The following is a 17,409-nucleotide window of genomic DNA, read 5'->3' on the forward strand; positions in this document are numbered from 1 at the left end:
AGCTAAAAGAGCCCCGTCCCAAATTAGCTACTCGACGACGGAAAAAAGGGGAAGCGATGCTTGAAAGCGGCAAATTGATGCCTTCGGTCGATGCGTGGCTGCGCGAAGCCAAGGCCGACGCTTCGGCGCCGGTGTGTGGCATGTACCTGACGCACAATGGCGTGGTGCGTGCGACACCCAAGTCCGAGGCGCGCGGTGTCGAGACCGATGGCGTGGCGCCGGGCCACAAGGTGGGCGGCGTGGTGTTTGGCTACGACGCCAGCAAGGTGCAGGCTGCCATCGAGGCGACGCGCGCGATGCCCGGCATCGGCTATGTGCGCGTATGGCTGGCGAGCGGCGAGCTTGCCGTGGGCGACGATATCATGCTCGTGCTCATTGGCGGAGACATTCGCCCGCATGTGGTCGATGCCCTGCAGGCGCTCGTCGGCACTATCAAGAACGAGTGCGTGAGCGAGGTCGAGCGCGAAGCGTAACGCCTAGCCGGCAACCCGTGTACGTCTATAGCAAAAGCCCGCTGGCAGTTCAGGTAAATCTGCCAGCGGGCTTTGGTGTGTTGGGGCTGTTTTGTGCCGGCGCTCGCTACACGCGTGTGGCGTCCTTGGGGCTCATGGTCATGCTCTGGAAGCGATTTTCCATATACTCGTTATCGAAGTACTTTCCGTAGAACTGCGCAACGGGAATATCGCTGGCCGTGCCGTTGACACGCTGGTACCAGTAGTCGAGCGACTGCAGCGTCATGACGCCGTCGACCAGCATGATGATGGTAAAGATGACGGTGGCTGAGTAGCGATTCTTCCAGGGAATCATGTTAATGAGCTTGAGCAATCTGGGCAGCAGCAGCTTGATCCAGATGAGTCCGCCCAGACCCCACAGGCAGGCGAAGCCCGTGCAGGTGCGACCGCCCGTAAGCACGGCGAGCGGATCGGGCATGCCAAAGAGCTTCATGTGCGAGTAGTTCCACGAGACCACACCGAACGAGGTCTGCATAAACCAGCCCACAAAGACCTCAAAGCTTGCGCCAAGCAGGGCGCTCACCAAAAAGATAATGATGGGGTTCTTTTTGTAGAAGCGGTTGAGCACCATGGTCATGAGTACGGCGCCAAATCCGTAGATGGGGCTGAAGGGGCCAAATAGCATGCCGGCGCGGTTCTGGTAGACGCCTGGATCGTCGACCGTCATGTGCCAGATGTCCTCCAGGATCAGACCGAGCACGCAGCAGACAAAGAATACCCAAAACAGGTTGAAGTAGTTGAGCTTGATGTAGCCCTCGCCGGTCTCATCGCGGCCGAGCATACCCTCGGCGGCGGCGTCGCGATCGAGCATCTCCTGCAAGCGGCGCTGCAGTTCGCGCTCCTGACGAAGCGTTGGGTCAACAGTGGCCGAAAGCGCGACGAGGATGCCGAGCTGGATGGCGGGGCGCAGCAAGAACGGCCCGATACCCTGGAGCATCACGTCGACCAAAAGCTCAACGACGGTAAGTGCGATAAGGATATAGGACAGGCGCGCGGCGTTGCGGCGCTGGTTCTTGATGAGGTCCAGGCCAAAGATGATCAAGATGACCGCGCTCGCCGCCGAGAGCATGATGCCGGCGACGATAAGGCCGACCGCGACGAGCGTGTTGTCGCCGAGCTTGGCGGCGGCGTTGCCGTTGATGAGCGCGGTGATGACCTGCCACATAAAGGCGCCGACCGAAGGGAGCGTGCCTACGCCGGACAGGATGCACAGGACGGCGTACACCTTAATGATGAGGGGAATCTTCTTGACCTCCGTGGCGCTGGGGACGCTGGGGTCGAGTTCGTTTCGATCCATACGGAACCTTTCTCGTTTTGTTGTAGGTTACAAGGATACGCCGCCGACCTGCTTAAAGACAGGACGAATGGCCCAATTGCAGCAATGTAAGCCCTAACGGTGGGCGAGACGCGTCGCGACGGAAACATACGGGACCTTTGGCCCCGAGGGCGGGTTGCCCGATAAAATGTTTGGCCGCAAAACGGATTATAAGCTCGGTGGGCTTTTAAAAACCGCTGTTCATGCGCGGGAGTGCTTGTCTTGCCGTGCGTATAATAGGGCAAGTAACGCCAAATAACGAGGCTCTGAGGGGATGCCATGTCTCAAGAAACCATCCGCGCGGCCGAGCGTGCTACGGGACGGCTGACGACCATGTCGACGTATGATCCGGACTCCGACCAGCTGCATGAGGAATGCGGCATCTTTGGTGTGTGGGCACCCGATCGCGACGTGGCTCGACTGACGTACTTTGGTCTGCGTGCGCTGCAGCATCGCGGCCAGGAATCGGCGGGAATCGCCGTGGGCGATGGCGGCACGGTTATGGTTCGCAAAGACCTGGGACTGCTCGATCGCGTGTTCTCCAACGCCGACCTGTCGACGCTCTCCGGCCAGTTGGCTGTGGGCCACGTGCGCTATGGCACCGCCGGCGCCAAGAGCTGGGAAGCCTCGCAGCCGCATCTTTCCACCATCAACAGCGTCATCATCGCGCTTGCGCACAACGGCACCCTGGTTAACACTGACGAGCTGCGCCGCCAGCTGATCGAGCTCGGCGTGCCGTTCCTCTCCAATTCGGATTCCGAGGTCGCGACCAAGCTCATTGGCTACTTTACCCAGTGTACGGGCCACCTGCGCGAGGGCATTCGCAAGACCATGGAGCTCGTGCGCGGCGGCTACGCCATGACGCTCATCAACGAGCAGGCACTCTACGCTTTCCGCGACCCGCATGGCATTCGTCCGCTGGTGCTGGGCAAGCTCGTGGACGAGGGCCTGGACCAGGCCGACGCCGCATCCGTTTCGCAGCTACCGTCGCAAGACGACGCCGCGAGGGTCGACGCTGCCGCTCATGTCACGCGCGCTGGCGGCTGGGTCGTTGCCTCCGAGACATGTGCACTCGATATCGTGGGCGCCGAGTATGTCCGTGATGTCCGCCCCGGCGAGATCTTGCGCATCAGTGCCGAGGGCCTGGTATCCGAGCAGGGTGTGCCCGCTGCCAAAGAGCCCGCTAACTGCATCTTTGAGCAGGTCTACTTTGCCCGCCCCGACTCCATCATGAATGGCAAGAGCGTCTACGCCTGCCGTTACGACATGGGTCGTCAGCTGGCACACGAGGAGCCCGTCGATGCCGACCTGGTCATCGGCGTGCCCGACTCCGGTCTGCCGCCTGCGGAGGGTTATTCGCGCGAGAGCGGCATTCCCTTTGGCGAGGGCCTCATCAAGAATCGCTATGTGGGCCGTACGTTTATCGAGCCCACGCAGGAGCTGCGTGCCATGGGCGTGCGCATGAAGCTCAATCCACTGCGCGACAATATCGAGGGCAAGCGCCTGGTCGTCATCGACGACTCCATCGTTCGCGGCACCACCATGGTGCAGCTCGTCAAGATGCTGCGCAACGCCGGTGCCAAGGAGATTCACATCCGCATCAACTCGCCCGAGGTCATCTGGCCGTGCTTCTACGGCATCGATACCGACGTGCAGTCGCAGCTCATCAGCGCTAACAAGACGGTCGATGAGATCTGCGAGTACATTGGCGCCGATTCGCTGGCCTTCCTTTCGGTCGAGGGCCTGCTGAAGGTCATGCCCAAGGGCGGCTACTGCGATGCGTGCTTTACCGGCCGTTATCCCGTGGCGATTCCCGAGAGCTTTGGCCGCGACAAGTTTATGGAGGGCTTTAAGCCCCGCAACCTGGATAAGCCGCTGCACTTTGGCGACGACGCCGTGGTCGAGAAATACGATGACCGCAGCTGGGAAGAGAAGCACGGCGAGGCCTAAAACCTGCCATTTAGGGACAGGTTTATTTTGGTAGGTTTTACCTGCTGTTTTGTTGATTTGGCGGCGCGTGTTGTTACCGTGTGCGCCAACTTGAGGGCAACTATGAGCACTGTTTGGCGTCTGTGTGTCAAACGGTAGTGGGAGAGGAAGGCTCAGATGAGCGACAGCAAGCATGTGACGTATGAGGATGCCGGCGTCGATACCGCCGAGGGCGGCCGCGCCGTCGACGCTATTAAGCAAATGGTTAAGGATACCAACCGTCCCGAGGTTATCGGCGGCATCGGTGGCTTTGGCGGCCTGTTCTCGGCCGCCGCGCTTAAGGACATGGAAGACCCGATCCTGATCAGCGGTACCGACGGCGTGGGCACCAAGCTCGTCCTCGCCCAGATCATGGACCGTCACGAGACGGTGGGCCAGGACCTGGTCGCCATGTGCGTCAACGACATTTTGGCTTCGGGCGCCGAGCCGCTCTTCTTTTTGGACTATGTTGCCATCGGCCACATCGAGGCCGAGCACATGGCAAAGATCATCAAGGGCGTGGCCGATGGCTGCAAGCTCGCGGGCTGCGCGCTCGTGGGCGGCGAGATGGCCGAGCACCCGGGCGTCATGGCTCCCGCCGACTACGACCTCGCCGGCTTTACCGTGGGTGTCGTCGACCGTCCCAAGATGCTCGACCCCGCCAACGTCCGCCCCGGCGACGTGATTCTGGGCCTTCCCTCCACCGGCGTGCACTCCAACGGCTACTCGCTCGTGCGTAAGGTCATCGGTGTTGACGGCATCAAGCCTGGTACGCCCGAGGCCGCCGCTAAGGCCGAGGAGCTGAGCCGTCCGCTCGAGGAGCTCGGCGGCGCATCACTGGCAGACGCTCTGCTGGCCCCCACGCGCATCTACGTCAAGCCGATTCTTGAGCTGCTCCGCGGCGGCGCTCCGGTGCACGCCATCGCCCATATCACCGGCGGCGGCATCACCGAGAACCTTAACCGTGCGCTGGCCGACGACGTCGACGCCGTGGTCACCCGCAATGGCGCCGAGATGGGCTGGGACATTCCGCCCGTCATCGCCTATGTTTCGCACCAGGCCGAGCTTACGCCCAACGAGGCATGCAAGACCTTCAACATGGGCGTCGGCCTGTGCCTGATTGTCGCTCCCGAAGATGAGGCCGCGGTAACCGATGCCCTGGTCGCGCTGGGCGAGAAGCCGTTCCGCGTGGGCGAATGCGTCGAGGGCTCCGGTAAGGTCGTGTACTCCGATGAGCGCTAACGAGCAGACGGCTGCCGCCGAGGGCCTGGGTTTTGCGCCCTATACCCGTCCGACCGGCACCGATACCACCGAGCCGCTCAAGATCGGCGTGCTCATCAGCGGTTCGGGCACCAACCTACAGGCGTTGATCGACCTGATCGCCGCCGGCAAGCTCAATGCTTCGATCGAGCTCGTGGTGTCGAGCCGTCCTTCGGCCAAGGGCCTGCAGCGTGCAGAGCGTGCGGGTATCCAGACGCTGACGCTCTCCAAGGATGTCTACGCCGACCCTATCGCCGCCGACGAGATTATTGCGCACGAGCTTCTCGAGCGCGGCTGCGAGTATGTGGTCATGGCTGGCTACATGCGCATGGTGCACACACCCCTGCTGGCGGCGTTCCCCAACCGCGTTGTCAATCTGCATCCGGCGCTGCTGCCGAGCTTTACCGGTGCGCATGCGATCGACGATGCCTTTACGCGCGGCGTCAAGGTGACCGGTGTGACTGTGCATTTTGCCAACGAGATCTACGACAACGGTCCCATCATCGCCCAGCGCGCGCTGGCTGTTGAGGAAGGCTGGGATGTCGACACACTCGAGGAGCACATTCACGCGATCGAGCACGTGCTGTATCCCGAAGTCGTGCAGATGCTCGCTGACGGCCGCGTCCACGTGCTGGAGAGCGGTAAGGTGGCAATTGATCCGGCGCGCCATCGTGCGTAAAAGGATTCGCCTGGTTTTCCTTGCGACGTAAACTATCAAAAAAGCTGATTGGGGCATATGGAATCACATGTGCCCCAATCAGCTTAATACACCTCTTTGATTTTGGGCTTTGGATAACGTGACGGGCACCATTCCAATTCCAAGAAATCCGATAGGGCCTCGTCCGTGTGTGGGCGGGGCCCTTTTGCGTGGCCTTTTATGTTTGCTATACTGCTAGCAAGTAGAGAGGAGCCGCTATGGGTACAGCGACGGTGCAGCTCAATACGCGAATCGATCCTATGCTCAAAGCTGGTGGCGATGCGGTCCTGGCTCGCAATGGATTGGGGCCGAGCGATGCCATTCGTACGCTTTGGGCCTATCTCGTCGAACATCAAACGTTGCCGGGATTCATGGTGACGGATAAGTGCGAGGCACCCCGTGCGGAGAGTCTGGCCGAGCAGGGATGTGGCCTGGCTTTTTCTTCGTTGGGGCTACGTGCTTCGGATTTTGCGCCAGTTGGATCATCTGCGGAAGACTGGGATGCCGTACGAGATGATATGTATGACGCGATGATTGCCGACACCGAGGCGAATTGCCGATGATTGAGGCAAAGCATCTCTTGGTAGATACGAACGTTTGGCTCGATTATTACCTGCAAGAGGGGGCGTTCGACGAAGCGAAAAGATTGGTTGAACTGGCCGAGGCAGGAACGATTGACCTTCTGTATGCCCCAACGACGGCAAAGGATGTGTTCTATATTTTGCCCCGGCGACTGGCCCGGCGGAATGCGAATGGGATTAACGTTTCGTTTGCCTCGGCGTCATGGGCCTGCATCGAGCACATGATGCAGGTGGCAACTGCCTCTCCGCTTTCGTTGGCAGAGTGCGAGATGGCGCGCATGCTTGGCAAGCGCATGCCGGATCTCGAAGACAACCTCATCATCGCTTCGGGCGAGACGGCAGATGTTGACTACGTGGTCACGAGCGATCGGCACATGCTGGAGGCGATGCCCGAGGTGTGCTTGACGCCTGCCCGCGCACTCGAGATGATTGGGATCCTCGGCTAACCTTGCCTGTCTGGTTTCGCTATCATATGGGGCATTGTGAACCTCATGCAACTTTGGAGGACGGTATGGCGGATAACGCCGAGATGCTATTCGCGCCTGAGCTGGTGTTTTTTGATTGGGAGTGCGCGACGCCGGATGAGGTGTTTGCGCGACTCGAGGGCGAGCTTGCTCCGCACGGCTACATTGCGTCCGGTTGGCTCGATGCCGTCCGTACGCGCGAGGACATCTATCCCACGGGCCTCGCCATGCCGGCGGCCAATATTGCCATTCCGCATACCGATCCGGGGTTTGTGGCTAAGCCCTATATCGCGGTGATTAAGCCCTCCGCGCCCGTGACGTTCAATGCTATGGCGGGCATGGGTGCCCCCGTGCCGGCGAAGATCATCATCAATCTGGGTATTGCCGAGCCGGGCGGCCAGGTCGAGGCCCTGCAAGCGCTTATGAATATCTTTATGGATGCTGACGCCGCAGCCGACGTGCTCGGCCAGACCTCGTCCCAGGGCATGGTCGACGCCATCCGCCGCCACTTCTAGGGCCGGCATTTGGGGACTGTCCCTAACTGCCGGCAGAAAAGGAACGTCCCTAGCTGTCGGAGCTGTCCCCTTTGCACCAAAATGGTGCAGATTGACCTGTCTCCCATGCACCAGGTGTGCCGCGGAGCTGCGTTGTGACACAATGACGTTTGTTCGATTCGTGATGCGAAAGGCCAACTATGGCAAACAAGAAAAAGAACCCAGAGGCCGCACCGACGCCCGAGCAACGGTCCCGCGCTGCCTCCAGCTCTCGCAAGAAGCAGCGCAAGACGTACGTGTCTAAGACCGTCAAGATCGTCCTGGTGGTTATCGGCGTGCTGGCAATGCTGCTTTCCGTCTCGGCCATGGCGTGCTCCGGTTTGATGTCGCAGACCGAGAACAATAACTCGGGTTACAAACTGACCGGCGGTGTGGCTGCTACCGTCAACGGAACCAATCTCACCGAGGACACCGTAACCAAGCAGATCATGAGCATGCGCACGTCCTACGGCTACACCAAGGATGAGGATTGGGCGCAGTATCTGGTTGACAACGACCTGACGCCCAAGAAGTACCGCAAACAGCTCATCGATTCCTATACGCAGCAGATTCTGCTCCAGCAGGCGCAGACGGAGAACGGCGTGACGGTTTCGGACGAGGAAGTAGAGAAGGCTTGGAAGGACGCCTGCAAGAGCGCGGGCGGCGCCAAGACCTTTAAGGAGACCCTTAAGACCTACGGCTATACCGAGGACACCTACAAGGACTCGCTCAAGGAGAGCCTGGCGCAGCAGAAGCTTAAGGATGCCGTTGCTCCCACCAGCAAGCCCAAGGACAGCGAGATTGTCGATTACATTAACGAGAACCTGTCTAACTACAACGATGCCCGCCGCTCGTCGAACATCCTGATCAAGGTTGATTCCGACGCTTCCGACGAGGACAAGGCCGCCGCCAAGGCCAAGGCGCAGGAGTGCCTGGATAAGATCAACTCCGGCGAGCTGAGCTTTGAGGATGCCGTGAAGCAGTATTCCGACGACACCGGTTCCAAGGAGAAGAAGGGTGACGTGGGCTGGGATAAGCTCACCACCTTTGTCGACAGCTACCAGACGGCGCTCGAGGGCCTTAACAAGGGCGATGTGAGCGACGTGGTCGAGTCGACGTATGGCTACCACATCATCAAGTGCACCGACTACTTCCATGTCGATGGCCAGGTCGATGACATCAATCAGGTGCCCAAGGCTATTAAGAAGTACGTTTCCAATGTGGTGAAGACCCAGGCATCGGGCACGGCATACAACGAGTGGCTGGAGAAGTACACGAAGGATGCCGACATTACCGTCAACCCCATGCCCAAGGACGTGCCCTATAACGTAAGCCTGAAGGGCGTCACCAAGAGCTCGACCGACGATTCGTCGACGACTGAGTAATCAAGGGGCGGTGCTCGTGCGAGTGCCGCCCACACTATTGAGGAGGATTTGCAGATGACCAACGAAGAGCTGCAGCAGGAAATGATTGCCGCCATGAAGGCCAAGGACAAGGTTCGCCTGTCTATCATTCGCCAGGTCAAGGCCGAGGTTAAGAACATCGAGGTCAACGAGCGCCGCGACGTGACCGAGGAAGACGTCAACAGCATGATCAAGCGTCTGATTAAGCAGACAAGCGAGACGTTGGAGATGTCCATCAAGGCCGGTACCGACCAAGATCGTACCGACAACCTGACCGAGCAGGTCAAGATTCTGAAGAGCCTACTGCCCGCGCAGGTTTCGGGCGAGGAGCTCGAGGCGCTGATCGAGCAGGTCATCGCCGAGCTGGGCGCCACGTCCAAGAAGCAGATGGGCCAGGTTATGGGGGCGCTCGGCAAGGCCACCGGCGGCAACTTCGATAAGCCGGCCGCGGCAAAGATTGTCGGCGGCAAACTCGCGTAATTTGTTACGCGGTTTTACCAAACCGCGTAACGGCTCGACGCTGCAAACCCGTACACGCGGCAATCTGACGTTCAATTTCAAGGGCGCGACCATGAGGTCTGCGCCCTTTCATTTCACGTCACCTTGCTCGCGTGTACGGGTTTTCGCTGACTTATGCTCAACAAGGGCGGTTGTATTATTTTCGGGTCTTGAGGGGCGCGGCCGTCATGGTCGCGCCCCTTTTTGCTGGGCTGGGTACTCATTTAAGCCTGTCCCCAATGAGTGCAATGAGCGCTCAATGAGTGGGTTAAAGGTTGCGGGTTCTTTACGGGAATGTAGTGTGGGCTGCGGAAACGTGGTTCTTTCCGTAAAATAGAGCAATTCGTGTAAGCGCAGGGAAGGGATATTCATGGCAGACATGATCGAGATCAAGCATCTCAACAAGTACTTTGGCGACCTGCATGTGCTCAAAGATATCAACCTCACCGTCAAGCGCGGCGAGAAGCTCGTAATGATCGGGCCTTCCGGCTCGGGCAAGTCCACGCTCATCCGTTGCGTCGATTATCTGGAGGAGCCCACGTCGGGCGAGGTCATCATCGACGGTACGCCACTCACCAAGAAGAATCATCTGGAGATGGCTCGCAAGTACAGCTCCATGGTGTTTCAGCAGTTCAACCTATATCCCAACATGACGGTGCTGGGCAACCTGACGCTCGCGCCCATCAAGCTGCAAAAGAAGAGTAAGGAGGAGGCGACCGAGATCGCCATCGCCGCGCTCAAGCGCGTCGGCATGGCGCATAAGGCCGGCGAGTATCCGCAGAACCTCTCGGGCGGTCAGCAGCAGCGCATCGCCATTGCCCGTGCCCTGTGCACCAAGCAGCCCATCATCCTGTTTGACGAGCCGACCTCGGCGCTCGACCCCGAGATGGTCCAGGAAGTCCTGGACGTTATGATTGAGCTCGCGCAGGAGGATATCACCATGATCTGCGTGACGCACGAGATGGGCTTTGCGCGCCAGGTGGCCGACCGCGTCATCTTTATGGAGGACGGCCGCATCCTGGAGGAGGGCACACCCGAGCACTTCTTCGATAACCCCGAGAACCCGCGCTGCCGCGAGTTTCTGTCCAAGATTCTGCACTAGGCGCGGTGATGGACATGACGGATATGACGAGGGTGGCCGTGTCGCGCCGCCACTTTTTGCAGCTGGCGGGCGCCGGTATGCTCGCGCTGACGGGGACCGCGCTTGCCGGTTGCGGCAACTCCACCGTCGGCGAGGGCTCCGACAAGGGGTCTAAGCTTGCGGCCATTAAGTCGCGTGGCCATCTGAACGCCGGCGTTAAGAAGGACGTTCCTGGCTACGGCTATTACGACACCGCCAAGGGCCGCTTTGAGGGCATGGAGGTCGATTTGTGCTACCAGATCGCCGCTGCCGTCTTTGGCGTGAGCTACAAGGAGGCCCGTGCCCAGGAGCTTGTCGAGTTTACTGACGTAACGCCCAAGACGCGCGGCCCGCTGATCGATAACGGCCAGCTCGACGTGGTCGCGGCGACCTACACCATCACCGACGAGCGCAAGAAGAGCTGGGATTTCTCGACGCCGTACCGCACCGACTACGTGGGACTCATGGTCAAGAAGCGTTCGGGCTTTACCTCGATTGAGGACCTGGACGGCAAAGTCATTGGCGTGAGCCAGGGTGCAACCACGCAGGGCCTGATCGAGCAGATGATCAAGGACAACGGCTTTAGCTGCAAGCCCGAGTTTAGGGCCTTTAGCGGCTACCCCATCATTAAGAGTTCGCTCGATGCCGGCAATATCGACGTCTTTGCCATGGACCGCTCCACGCTGGCCGGTTACATGAACGAGACCGTCGAGCTGCTGCAACCCGAGGTCAAGTTTGGCGAGCAGGGCTACGGCGTGGCGACCAAGAAGGGCTGTGATCTTTCGGCCGTGGTCGATCAGGTGATATGCGATCGCCTGGCCGACGGCTGGCTCGACCAAGAGGTTAAGACCTGGGGTCTTGTATAGGCGCATCGTCCAAGGAAGGAATCAAATGCTCGAAGGATTGTTTGACGCCGACCGCTGGTCGACGACATTCCAAAACATGGGGCCCTTCTGGGAGGGCTTTGGCGTGACGATGCAGGTGGTCGTTGCCGGCCTGCTGCTGTCGCTGGTGTTGGGCACGCTGCTTGGCGTGTTCTCTACCACTCGTTCTCGCGTTCTGCGCGCCATAAGCCGCGTGTACGTGGAGTTTTACCAGAACACCCCGCTGCCCGTGCAGGTGCTCTTTATGTACATGGCCGGTCCGCAGTTTTTGCAGGCCATAACCGGTGCCGACCAGCCGGTGCGTATCGCGCCGTTTGTGCTGGGCTTCTTGGGCGTGGGCCTGTATCACGCTGCCTACATTTCGGAGGTCATCCGTACCGGTATCGAGGCCGTTCCGCGTGGCCAGATGGAGGCGGCCCAGAGCCAGGGCTTCACCCGTGCGCAGGCATACTGCTACATCGTGCTGCCCCAGACGTTCAAGATCATTCTGCCGCCGCTGTGCAACCAGGCACTCAACCTGGTCAAAAACACGTCGGTGCTGGCGCTTGTGGCCGGCGGCGACCTTATGTACCGTTCCGACAACTTTGTGAGTCTGTACGGGTACCTGCAGGGATACATCGTCTGCTGCCTTATGTATTTCATCATCTGCTTTCCGCTCGCCATGCTGGTGCAGTGGCTCGAGCGCCGCTCCAAGGAGCGCCCGCGCGGCGTGAGCCTGGCCGAGCTGGGGCTCGACAACGTAGAGGAGGCCTAGCGCATGGAAATCTTCAACGCGACCAACCTGCTCTACATTTGGGGCGGCTTTGTTAAGACGATCGAGATCTCGGCGCTGTCGATCTTTTTCTCGCTCATCTTTGGCACGGTGCTGGCGCTCGTTAAAAGCTACGCGCCTCGTCCGTTCCGTATTTTGGTGAGCGCCTATATCGAGCTGTTCCGTTGCACGCCAAACTTGCTGTGGATCCTGTTTATCTACTTTACGGTGCAGGGTTTGGACATTGTGATTTCGACCATCGCCTTTACGCTGTTTACCAGCGCTGTTATGGCCGAGATTGTGCGCGGCGGCCTCAACTCGATTCCGCGCGGCCAGTTTGAGGCGGCGCAGAGCCAGGGCTTTGGCTTCTTTGCCACCATGCGCTACATCATTCTGCCGCAGACGTTTAAGACGATCATTCCGGCGCTGTTTAGCCAGTGCACGACCGTCATCAAGGACAGCTCGTATCTTTCGGGCATTAACGTGGCCGAGCTCATGTACACGGCAAACGTCGTGATGGCCCACGCGATCGACCTGTCGCAGGTGCTTATGCTCTACGGCCTGGTGTTTGCGATGTACTTTGTGCTCAACTTTGGTATCTCGCTGCTGGTGAGGGCATATCAGCGTCGCATTGTGGCCGCATAGTCCTGCTTCCCCAAGCACGGCACCTTGCCCCTCAATCGTCGCTTGCGTACATTTAGTACGCGGCGCTCCTCTTTCGGGGCAATCTGCCGCACTTGGGAAACCAGGACGAAGGTGGGGGCAAAATGAATGTGACAAAGGGACTGTCCCTTTGTCACATAGAGAAAGGAATCGCGATGAGCGATCTGGAGAACAAGAAGAATCCTGTGGTCATTACCATCGCGCGCGACTTTGGCGCCGAGGGCCACGAGATTGGTCGCATGCTTGCCAACGAGTTGGGAATTCCGCTGTACGACAACGAGCTGCTGGTGCGTGCGTCGATGCGCGCGGGTGAGTCGCTCGATAAGATGGCCGCCTATGACGAGCGTCTGGCCGTGGAGAACATGGCGTTTCTGCCCGACCGCTACGATGCGCGTTCGTACTCGGACAAGTTGTTCCAAAAGATGAGTCAGGTGATTTTGGACCTGGGCGAGACCGAGAGCTGCATTATCGAGGGTCGCCTGTCCGATTACCTGCTGCGTAACAACCCTAATCACATTGCCGTGTTGGTGACCGCACCCTTTGAGGACCGCGTCGAGATCGTGCGCAAGAAGCGTGGGCTCAACAAAAAGAAGGGCGCCAAGCTGGTCAAGCAGCAGCAGAAGGCACGCGAGGCGTTCTATAAGCGCTACAGCGCCGGAAAGTGGAAGATGACGAGCGGCAAGGATATCGTCGTCAACCGCGCCAAGCTGGGCCGCGAGGGCTGCAAAGACGTCATAGCCGCTGCCTACCGCTACAAGGTGGCTCAGCTCGAAGTCTAGCCGACCAAAAGCCATCACAAAGGGGACAGGCACCTTTGTGATGGCTTTTGTTTTAGGCGGAGGGGAAGGCCTTGGTGAGACCGGCGCGCGTCTGCGTGTCGGTCTTTTGGTAGATAGAGCTCAGGTGGCGCTGTACCATGCGCATCGAGATACCGAGCTCCTCGGCGACCTGCTTGAGCGGGCGTTCGTCTTGGGTTACAGCCATGAGCACGTCGACTTCGCGCGGGGTGAGAGCGTGGTTGGTGATGAAGGCCTGACGCTGCTCCTCGATGGTGGGGGTGGCGAGTGCTTCTTCTGCCAGCTGTTCGCGCTCGCGCTCCTGCCCGGTTTGGGGTAGACGGAACAGGCCGGCTGCCACGAATGCCGCGCAGGCGGCGACGAGCAAGACGAGTGCACCGATCATGATGAGGGCAACGTTGCCCGAGGTCACGAGGGTAAGCGAGATGCTCGATGTAGTGAACGCGCATACGTTGTTGGCCGCGCGACCCATGCCGGCCCATAAGGCGGGCGCGTGCATGCGCGGCGCTAGCTGTGTAAACGTGGCGGTGAAGAACGTGACGAAAAAGCCTGAACTCAGGTAAAAGACGATGAGGCCCAAGTTGGGGTCGGCGCCGGCTTCCACGGCCAAGATCGAAATGCTGGAAAGCACCGTGACGCCGAGCATGACGAGTCCCATATAGCGACGCTCGGCAAGGTCAAAGATGATGCCGGCAAGCAGACCGCTCGCTGCCAAAAAGAGGCGTGGCCAGGTTTGCACGGCAATGGTGCCGTGGGCGTTTGAGAACGTGACGACGTTGTCGAGGGTGGAGAACAAGCAGGCGAGAATCATGACGAGCGCGATGCTCCAGCACGCCTGTTTGGCGAGGGCGCGTGAGGGCTCGACTAAGGGATTGATGGTGCGACTGGAGCCCCTGTCTGTCGCTTGGGGAGCGGCGCTGAGGGCGGAAATGACGATCGTCGCCGTGCCAAGAACGATGAGCTCCGCGATGCCGCCGCAGTCGAGCAGGTTGATCGCGAACTGTATCAGGATGCCTGCGGCATAGGCCGCTCCGGCGCCGGTGGCGAGTTTTGGGTCATCTTGGAACGCCATCGAGAATGCGTGGTGCGCCGCGGCGCCCAGTAGGCCGAGTCCGAGGAATGCGAGACATCCCAGAATCTCGAGCGCAAGCGGGCTCGTGGGGGACTGGACCTGGGTCAATCCCAGGATGGCGATGGGAACAGCGGCGTTGGCGGCTGCCAGTGAGTGGCCTTTGCGCTGTGCGAGCCCGAGCAGCGGCGCGTACCCGATAAAGCCGAGCACGCTCGCACCCAGAATAAAGCCCTGTGCGATTACAACGCGTTCGGCATCGGCGAGCAGCCCGACGTTGACGTCGAAGCGAAACTCGGCGGCAAGGAAGGCGAAGGTGAAGAGCGCGAGTGCCAGAAGCGCGTTGATTTTAGGCTTGCTCAGGTTCAAGGACGGTCCTTTGGGTGGATGAATAATCGTGTCCTCGATTGTAGCGTTCCCGGGACGAGTGCGGCGATGGCGAAGTCATATTGAATTAAATCGCAGGTAGAGGCCTAGGTTCGCATCTACGAACCTAGGTATACGGAGTCATTTGACACATCTTGGTGCTACAGGACCACCACAAAGGGGACGGGCACCTTTGTGGCGGTATGTCCCTACGACCAAGGAGGGCGTTATGTGCGGAAGCCACTTTGATAAGCAAACCCAACGCGAGCGTACCTGCTCGCTGGTTCACGGTACCTGGCGTTGTGTGGGTGTGAGGATTGCGAGCGTCGGTGCGTGTGCGCTTATGGTTGGCCAGCTGCTGCTGCCGAGCGTGGCGCTGGCGACGGAATGTGCCGATCCTGTCGCTGCGGCGGACGAGGTGGCCGCAGCTCCGGTGACGCCGACGGTTACGGAGGATACGGCGGCTCCGGCGCCGGTACCGTTGGCCCCGGCTGCGCCGATGACTGACGCGGCTCCGGTGGCGCAATCCACGGCAGAACCTCAGCAGGCTCAGCAGGACGCATCAGCGGCAACGGCGAACGATGCGACACCCGCTGAACAAAACACTCCCAGCGACAACGCCGCCACTCCGGCAGGCGACGCCATCATGCCCTGTGGCGTGACCGATGTGACAGGCGAGGGCGGCGTTAGGGTCAATACGACCGTGGTTCCCCACTACACGGACTGCGTGCTTCCGAGCAATGTCACACTCGAAAAGGGCCAGTCGTATACCTATGATTTTCCCGATGTTGAGGGCGGCATGCCGGATGAGCCGCTCCGCGAACTTGTCGAAACCAAGTACTACCGGGCCGATGCTGCTTCGGGCACCCTGGCTGAAGTCCAGGACACATCTATGTCCGATGTGACGGCTCACTTTGAGCCTGTTGGCGATCACATGAGGCTGACACTGACCTTTACGGCTGGCGCGGCAGGCGGCTCGTATCGACTCACGCGCAATGAGGTTCTTTATATTGGCGCGGCACTGACGTATACCGGAACTGACTATGGCACCGACTATGAAGGTGACAACAGCTACGCGGGCAGCTCGATTACCCTCAACGAAACCAGGGACGACTATTACCTCCGCTACGCCATCAATAGCGAAATTACGCTTGATGCATCGGAAAACGAAGCCCTCCATAACCTGAACGTCAACGACGTGAAGACCGACTACGCGCCCGGCGAGGCACCGCGCGCGACCGCGACGATTCCCGCTGCCGATGCCGACAAGTACGAGATCGCGTATGAGTGCTGGGAGGAGATGGAGCTCAATATGGAATCCAGGGAGTCGGTACCCGTCGCCTTCTGGTATTCCGATCCCGCGCAGTACAAGCCGGGCATGAAGAAGATTGACCACTTCGAAGAGGGCAAGTTCTACATGTACTCCGTTGAGCTGAGGCTCAAGGGCGACAATACCGTGGCCGATGACTGCGAAATGAACGTCAACGGCCGTTGGGTGCCCCACATCAAGACCGACAACGGTGTCTTCGCGCCAAACGCTGACAATATGCTGTGCGAGGCTCCGATTGATGAGTGGCGGGCAATCGACCTTATCGAGATTAGCGGTGCCATGACCACCTTTAAGGCGGGCGACAGGCCGGTCTTTACGGCGGGTACTCCGGCGGGTTCCGACTCTATTCTCCAGTGCGAGTTCTGGACGGGCAGCGATGGCAGCGAAGTGAACTCTCAGAAGTTCTGGGATCAGAACATCACGAATCACATCGACGTCTTTAAGCCCGGCGTGACCTATCGCTACGGTATCTACCTCAAGTCCGCGCGCGGCTTCTACTTTACGCCCGACACCAAGCTGGTGATCAACGGCCAGGAGTGCGGCTACCAGATGGACGAAGCGAGTGTGGTTGATCCCGAGAGCGGTTGGATCTACACGCTATGGCTGAGCACCAACCTGACGTTTACGCCCGAGGCCACGCCGGCCCCGGTCGATCCCGAGAAGCCGGCGCCGCAGCCTGGGGTCAAGCCTGAGGCCAAGCCAGAGGTCAAGCCGGTCGCGACAACTACCCCGACCAAGAAGGGTGATGCTGTCCTGGCTACCACGGGCGACACCACCGCGATGACGGTCGCTGCCCTGGGCGTCGCCGGCGCAACCGTAGCCGCGGCCGGCATCGCCGCGACCAAGCGCCGCAAGCGCTAGGTTTTTTGGTGGCAGCGCCCATCCTCGGATTTTGCAAGATCTCAATCTGTAACACCAAACTGCCCAAAACGGTTCTAGATGTTACAGATTGAGATGAACCGAATGGCCGTCAATCTAACGTCTTGATCTGTAACACCAAGCGGGGAATTTGACCTCTAACTGTTACAGATTGAGACAAACTGGCCGGCCAAGTCCAGAACCACCACAAAGGTGCCTGTCCCCTTTTTGGTGGTTTGCGCAGGTAGAACGGTAGGTTCGTATATATGAACCTACCGTTCGCTTTGTTTTTGGACGACGATTACGCTGGATGACTTTTGGTTTCAGGAAAGGAACGACC

General features: G+C 59.6%; 17 protein-coding genes. 15 read left to right on the plus strand and 2 right to left on the minus strand.

Annotated elements, in window-relative coordinates; translation table 11 throughout:
• Positions 1 to 56 precede the first annotated feature (56 nt).
• Positions 57 to 473 carry a molybdenum cofactor biosynthesis protein MoaE gene (locus tag ACTQ1S_RS01240; protein WP_441546867.1) on the plus strand — a complete coding sequence of 139 codons (417 nt, stop codon included), beginning with the start codon at positions 57 to 59 and terminating at the stop codon, positions 471 to 473.
• Between the two features lie 106 nt (positions 474 to 579).
• Here ACTQ1S_RS01240 and ACTQ1S_RS01245 read toward each other — a convergent pair whose 3' ends face one another.
• Complete coding sequence (locus ACTQ1S_RS01245; protein ID WP_441015242.1) at positions 580 to 1,809, minus strand: putative ABC transporter permease; 1,230 nt, start codon at positions 1,807 to 1,809, stop codon at positions 580 to 582.
• Positions 1,810 to 2,106: 297 nt separating this feature from the next.
• On the opposite strand from ACTQ1S_RS01245, the gene ACTQ1S_RS01250 reads away from it, so the two are divergent.
• The 13 genes from ACTQ1S_RS01250 (at position 2,107) to ACTQ1S_RS01310 (ending at position 13,428) form a co-directional block, all read left to right on the plus strand.
• Positions 2,107 to 3,777 carry an amidophosphoribosyltransferase gene (locus ACTQ1S_RS01250; protein ID WP_441048755.1) on the plus strand — a complete coding sequence of 557 codons (1,671 nt, stop codon included), beginning with the start codon at positions 2,107 to 2,109 and terminating at the stop codon, positions 3,775 to 3,777.
• A gap of 156 nt (positions 3,778 to 3,933) precedes the next feature.
• Positions 3,934 to 5,037, plus strand: a complete 1,104-nt coding sequence (gene purM, locus ACTQ1S_RS01255) for a phosphoribosylformylglycinamidine cyclo-ligase (protein WP_154516718.1) — start codon at positions 3,934 to 3,936, stop codon at positions 5,035 to 5,037.
• Positions 5,027 to 5,734, plus strand: a complete 708-nt coding sequence (gene purN / locus ACTQ1S_RS01260; RefSeq protein WP_427795605.1) for a phosphoribosylglycinamide formyltransferase — start codon at positions 5,027 to 5,029, stop codon at positions 5,732 to 5,734. Before purM ends, purN begins: the two co-directional genes overlap by 11 nt.
• Before the next feature lie 236 nt (positions 5,735 to 5,970).
• The gene (locus ACTQ1S_RS01265) at positions 5,971 to 6,315 is read left to right on the plus strand and encodes a type II toxin-antitoxin system RelB/DinJ family antitoxin (RefSeq protein ID WP_441546868.1); all 345 of its coding nucleotides are present in this window, start codon (positions 5,971 to 5,973) and stop codon (positions 6,313 to 6,315) included.
• Complete coding sequence (locus tag ACTQ1S_RS01270; RefSeq protein WP_441546869.1) at positions 6,312 to 6,779, plus strand: PIN domain-containing protein; 468 nt, start codon at positions 6,312 to 6,314, stop codon at positions 6,777 to 6,779. The genes ACTQ1S_RS01265 and ACTQ1S_RS01270 overlap by 4 nt, the downstream gene beginning before the upstream one ends.
• A gap of 65 nt (positions 6,780 to 6,844) precedes the next feature.
• A complete protein-coding gene (locus tag ACTQ1S_RS01275; RefSeq protein ID WP_441546870.1) occupies positions 6,845 to 7,312 on the plus strand; it encodes a PTS sugar transporter subunit IIA in 468 nt (155 codons plus the stop codon).
• 179 nt (positions 7,313 to 7,491) lie between these two features.
• Positions 7,492 to 8,715 carry a peptidylprolyl isomerase gene (locus tag ACTQ1S_RS01280; RefSeq protein WP_441546871.1) on the plus strand — a complete coding sequence of 408 codons (1,224 nt, stop codon included), beginning with the start codon at positions 7,492 to 7,494 and terminating at the stop codon, positions 8,713 to 8,715.
• A 54-nt stretch (positions 8,716 to 8,769) separates the two neighbouring features.
• On the plus strand, positions 8,770 to 9,213 hold the full coding sequence (locus ACTQ1S_RS01285; RefSeq protein ID WP_441546872.1) for a GatB/YqeY domain-containing protein: 444 nt from the start codon (positions 8,770 to 8,772) through the stop codon (positions 9,211 to 9,213).
• A 388-nt stretch (positions 9,214 to 9,601) separates the two neighbouring features.
• Positions 9,602 to 10,333 (plus strand): amino acid ABC transporter ATP-binding protein, encoded by a 732-nt coding sequence (locus tag ACTQ1S_RS01290; protein ID WP_055251548.1) that lies wholly within the window; start codon positions 9,602 to 9,604, stop codon positions 10,331 to 10,333.
• Positions 10,334 to 10,341: 8 nt separating this feature from the next.
• Positions 10,342 to 11,217: a transporter substrate-binding domain-containing protein gene (locus ACTQ1S_RS01295; protein ID WP_441546873.1), complete on the plus strand. Its 876-nt coding sequence runs from the start codon at positions 10,342 to 10,344 to the stop codon at positions 11,215 to 11,217.
• Between the two features lie 25 nt (positions 11,218 to 11,242).
• A complete protein-coding gene (locus tag ACTQ1S_RS01300) occupies positions 11,243 to 11,989 on the plus strand; it encodes an amino acid ABC transporter permease (protein ID WP_441546874.1) in 747 nt (248 codons plus the stop codon).
• A gap of 3 nt (positions 11,990 to 11,992) precedes the next feature.
• Complete coding sequence (locus ACTQ1S_RS01305) at positions 11,993 to 12,631, plus strand: amino acid ABC transporter permease (RefSeq protein WP_055285379.1); 639 nt, start codon at positions 11,993 to 11,995, stop codon at positions 12,629 to 12,631.
• 173 nt (positions 12,632 to 12,804) lie between these two features.
• The gene (locus tag ACTQ1S_RS01310; protein WP_441546875.1) at positions 12,805 to 13,428 is read left to right on the plus strand and encodes an AAA family ATPase; all 624 of its coding nucleotides are present in this window, start codon (positions 12,805 to 12,807) and stop codon (positions 13,426 to 13,428) included.
• Between the two features lie 52 nt (positions 13,429 to 13,480).
• Here the strand turns inward: ACTQ1S_RS01310 and ACTQ1S_RS01315 are convergent, their stop codons facing one another.
• Positions 13,481 to 14,884 carry a helix-turn-helix transcriptional regulator gene (locus tag ACTQ1S_RS01315; RefSeq protein WP_441546876.1) on the minus strand — a complete coding sequence of 468 codons (1,404 nt, stop codon included), beginning with the start codon at positions 14,882 to 14,884 and terminating at the stop codon, positions 13,481 to 13,483.
• Positions 14,885 to 15,110: 226 nt separating this feature from the next.
• Here ACTQ1S_RS01315 and ACTQ1S_RS01320 point away from each other — a divergent pair, with 226 nt between their 5' ends.
• On the plus strand, positions 15,111 to 17,072 hold the full coding sequence (locus tag ACTQ1S_RS01320; protein ID WP_441546877.1) for an LPXTG cell wall anchor domain-containing protein: 1,962 nt from the start codon (positions 15,111 to 15,113) through the stop codon (positions 17,070 to 17,072).
• Positions 17,073 to 17,409: the final 337 nt, after the last annotated feature.

Source organism: Collinsella sp. LCP21S3_D3 (assembly GCF_052118305.1).
In the GTDB taxonomy this organism is placed as follows: domain Bacteria; phylum Actinomycetota; class Coriobacteriia; order Coriobacteriales; family Coriobacteriaceae; genus Collinsella.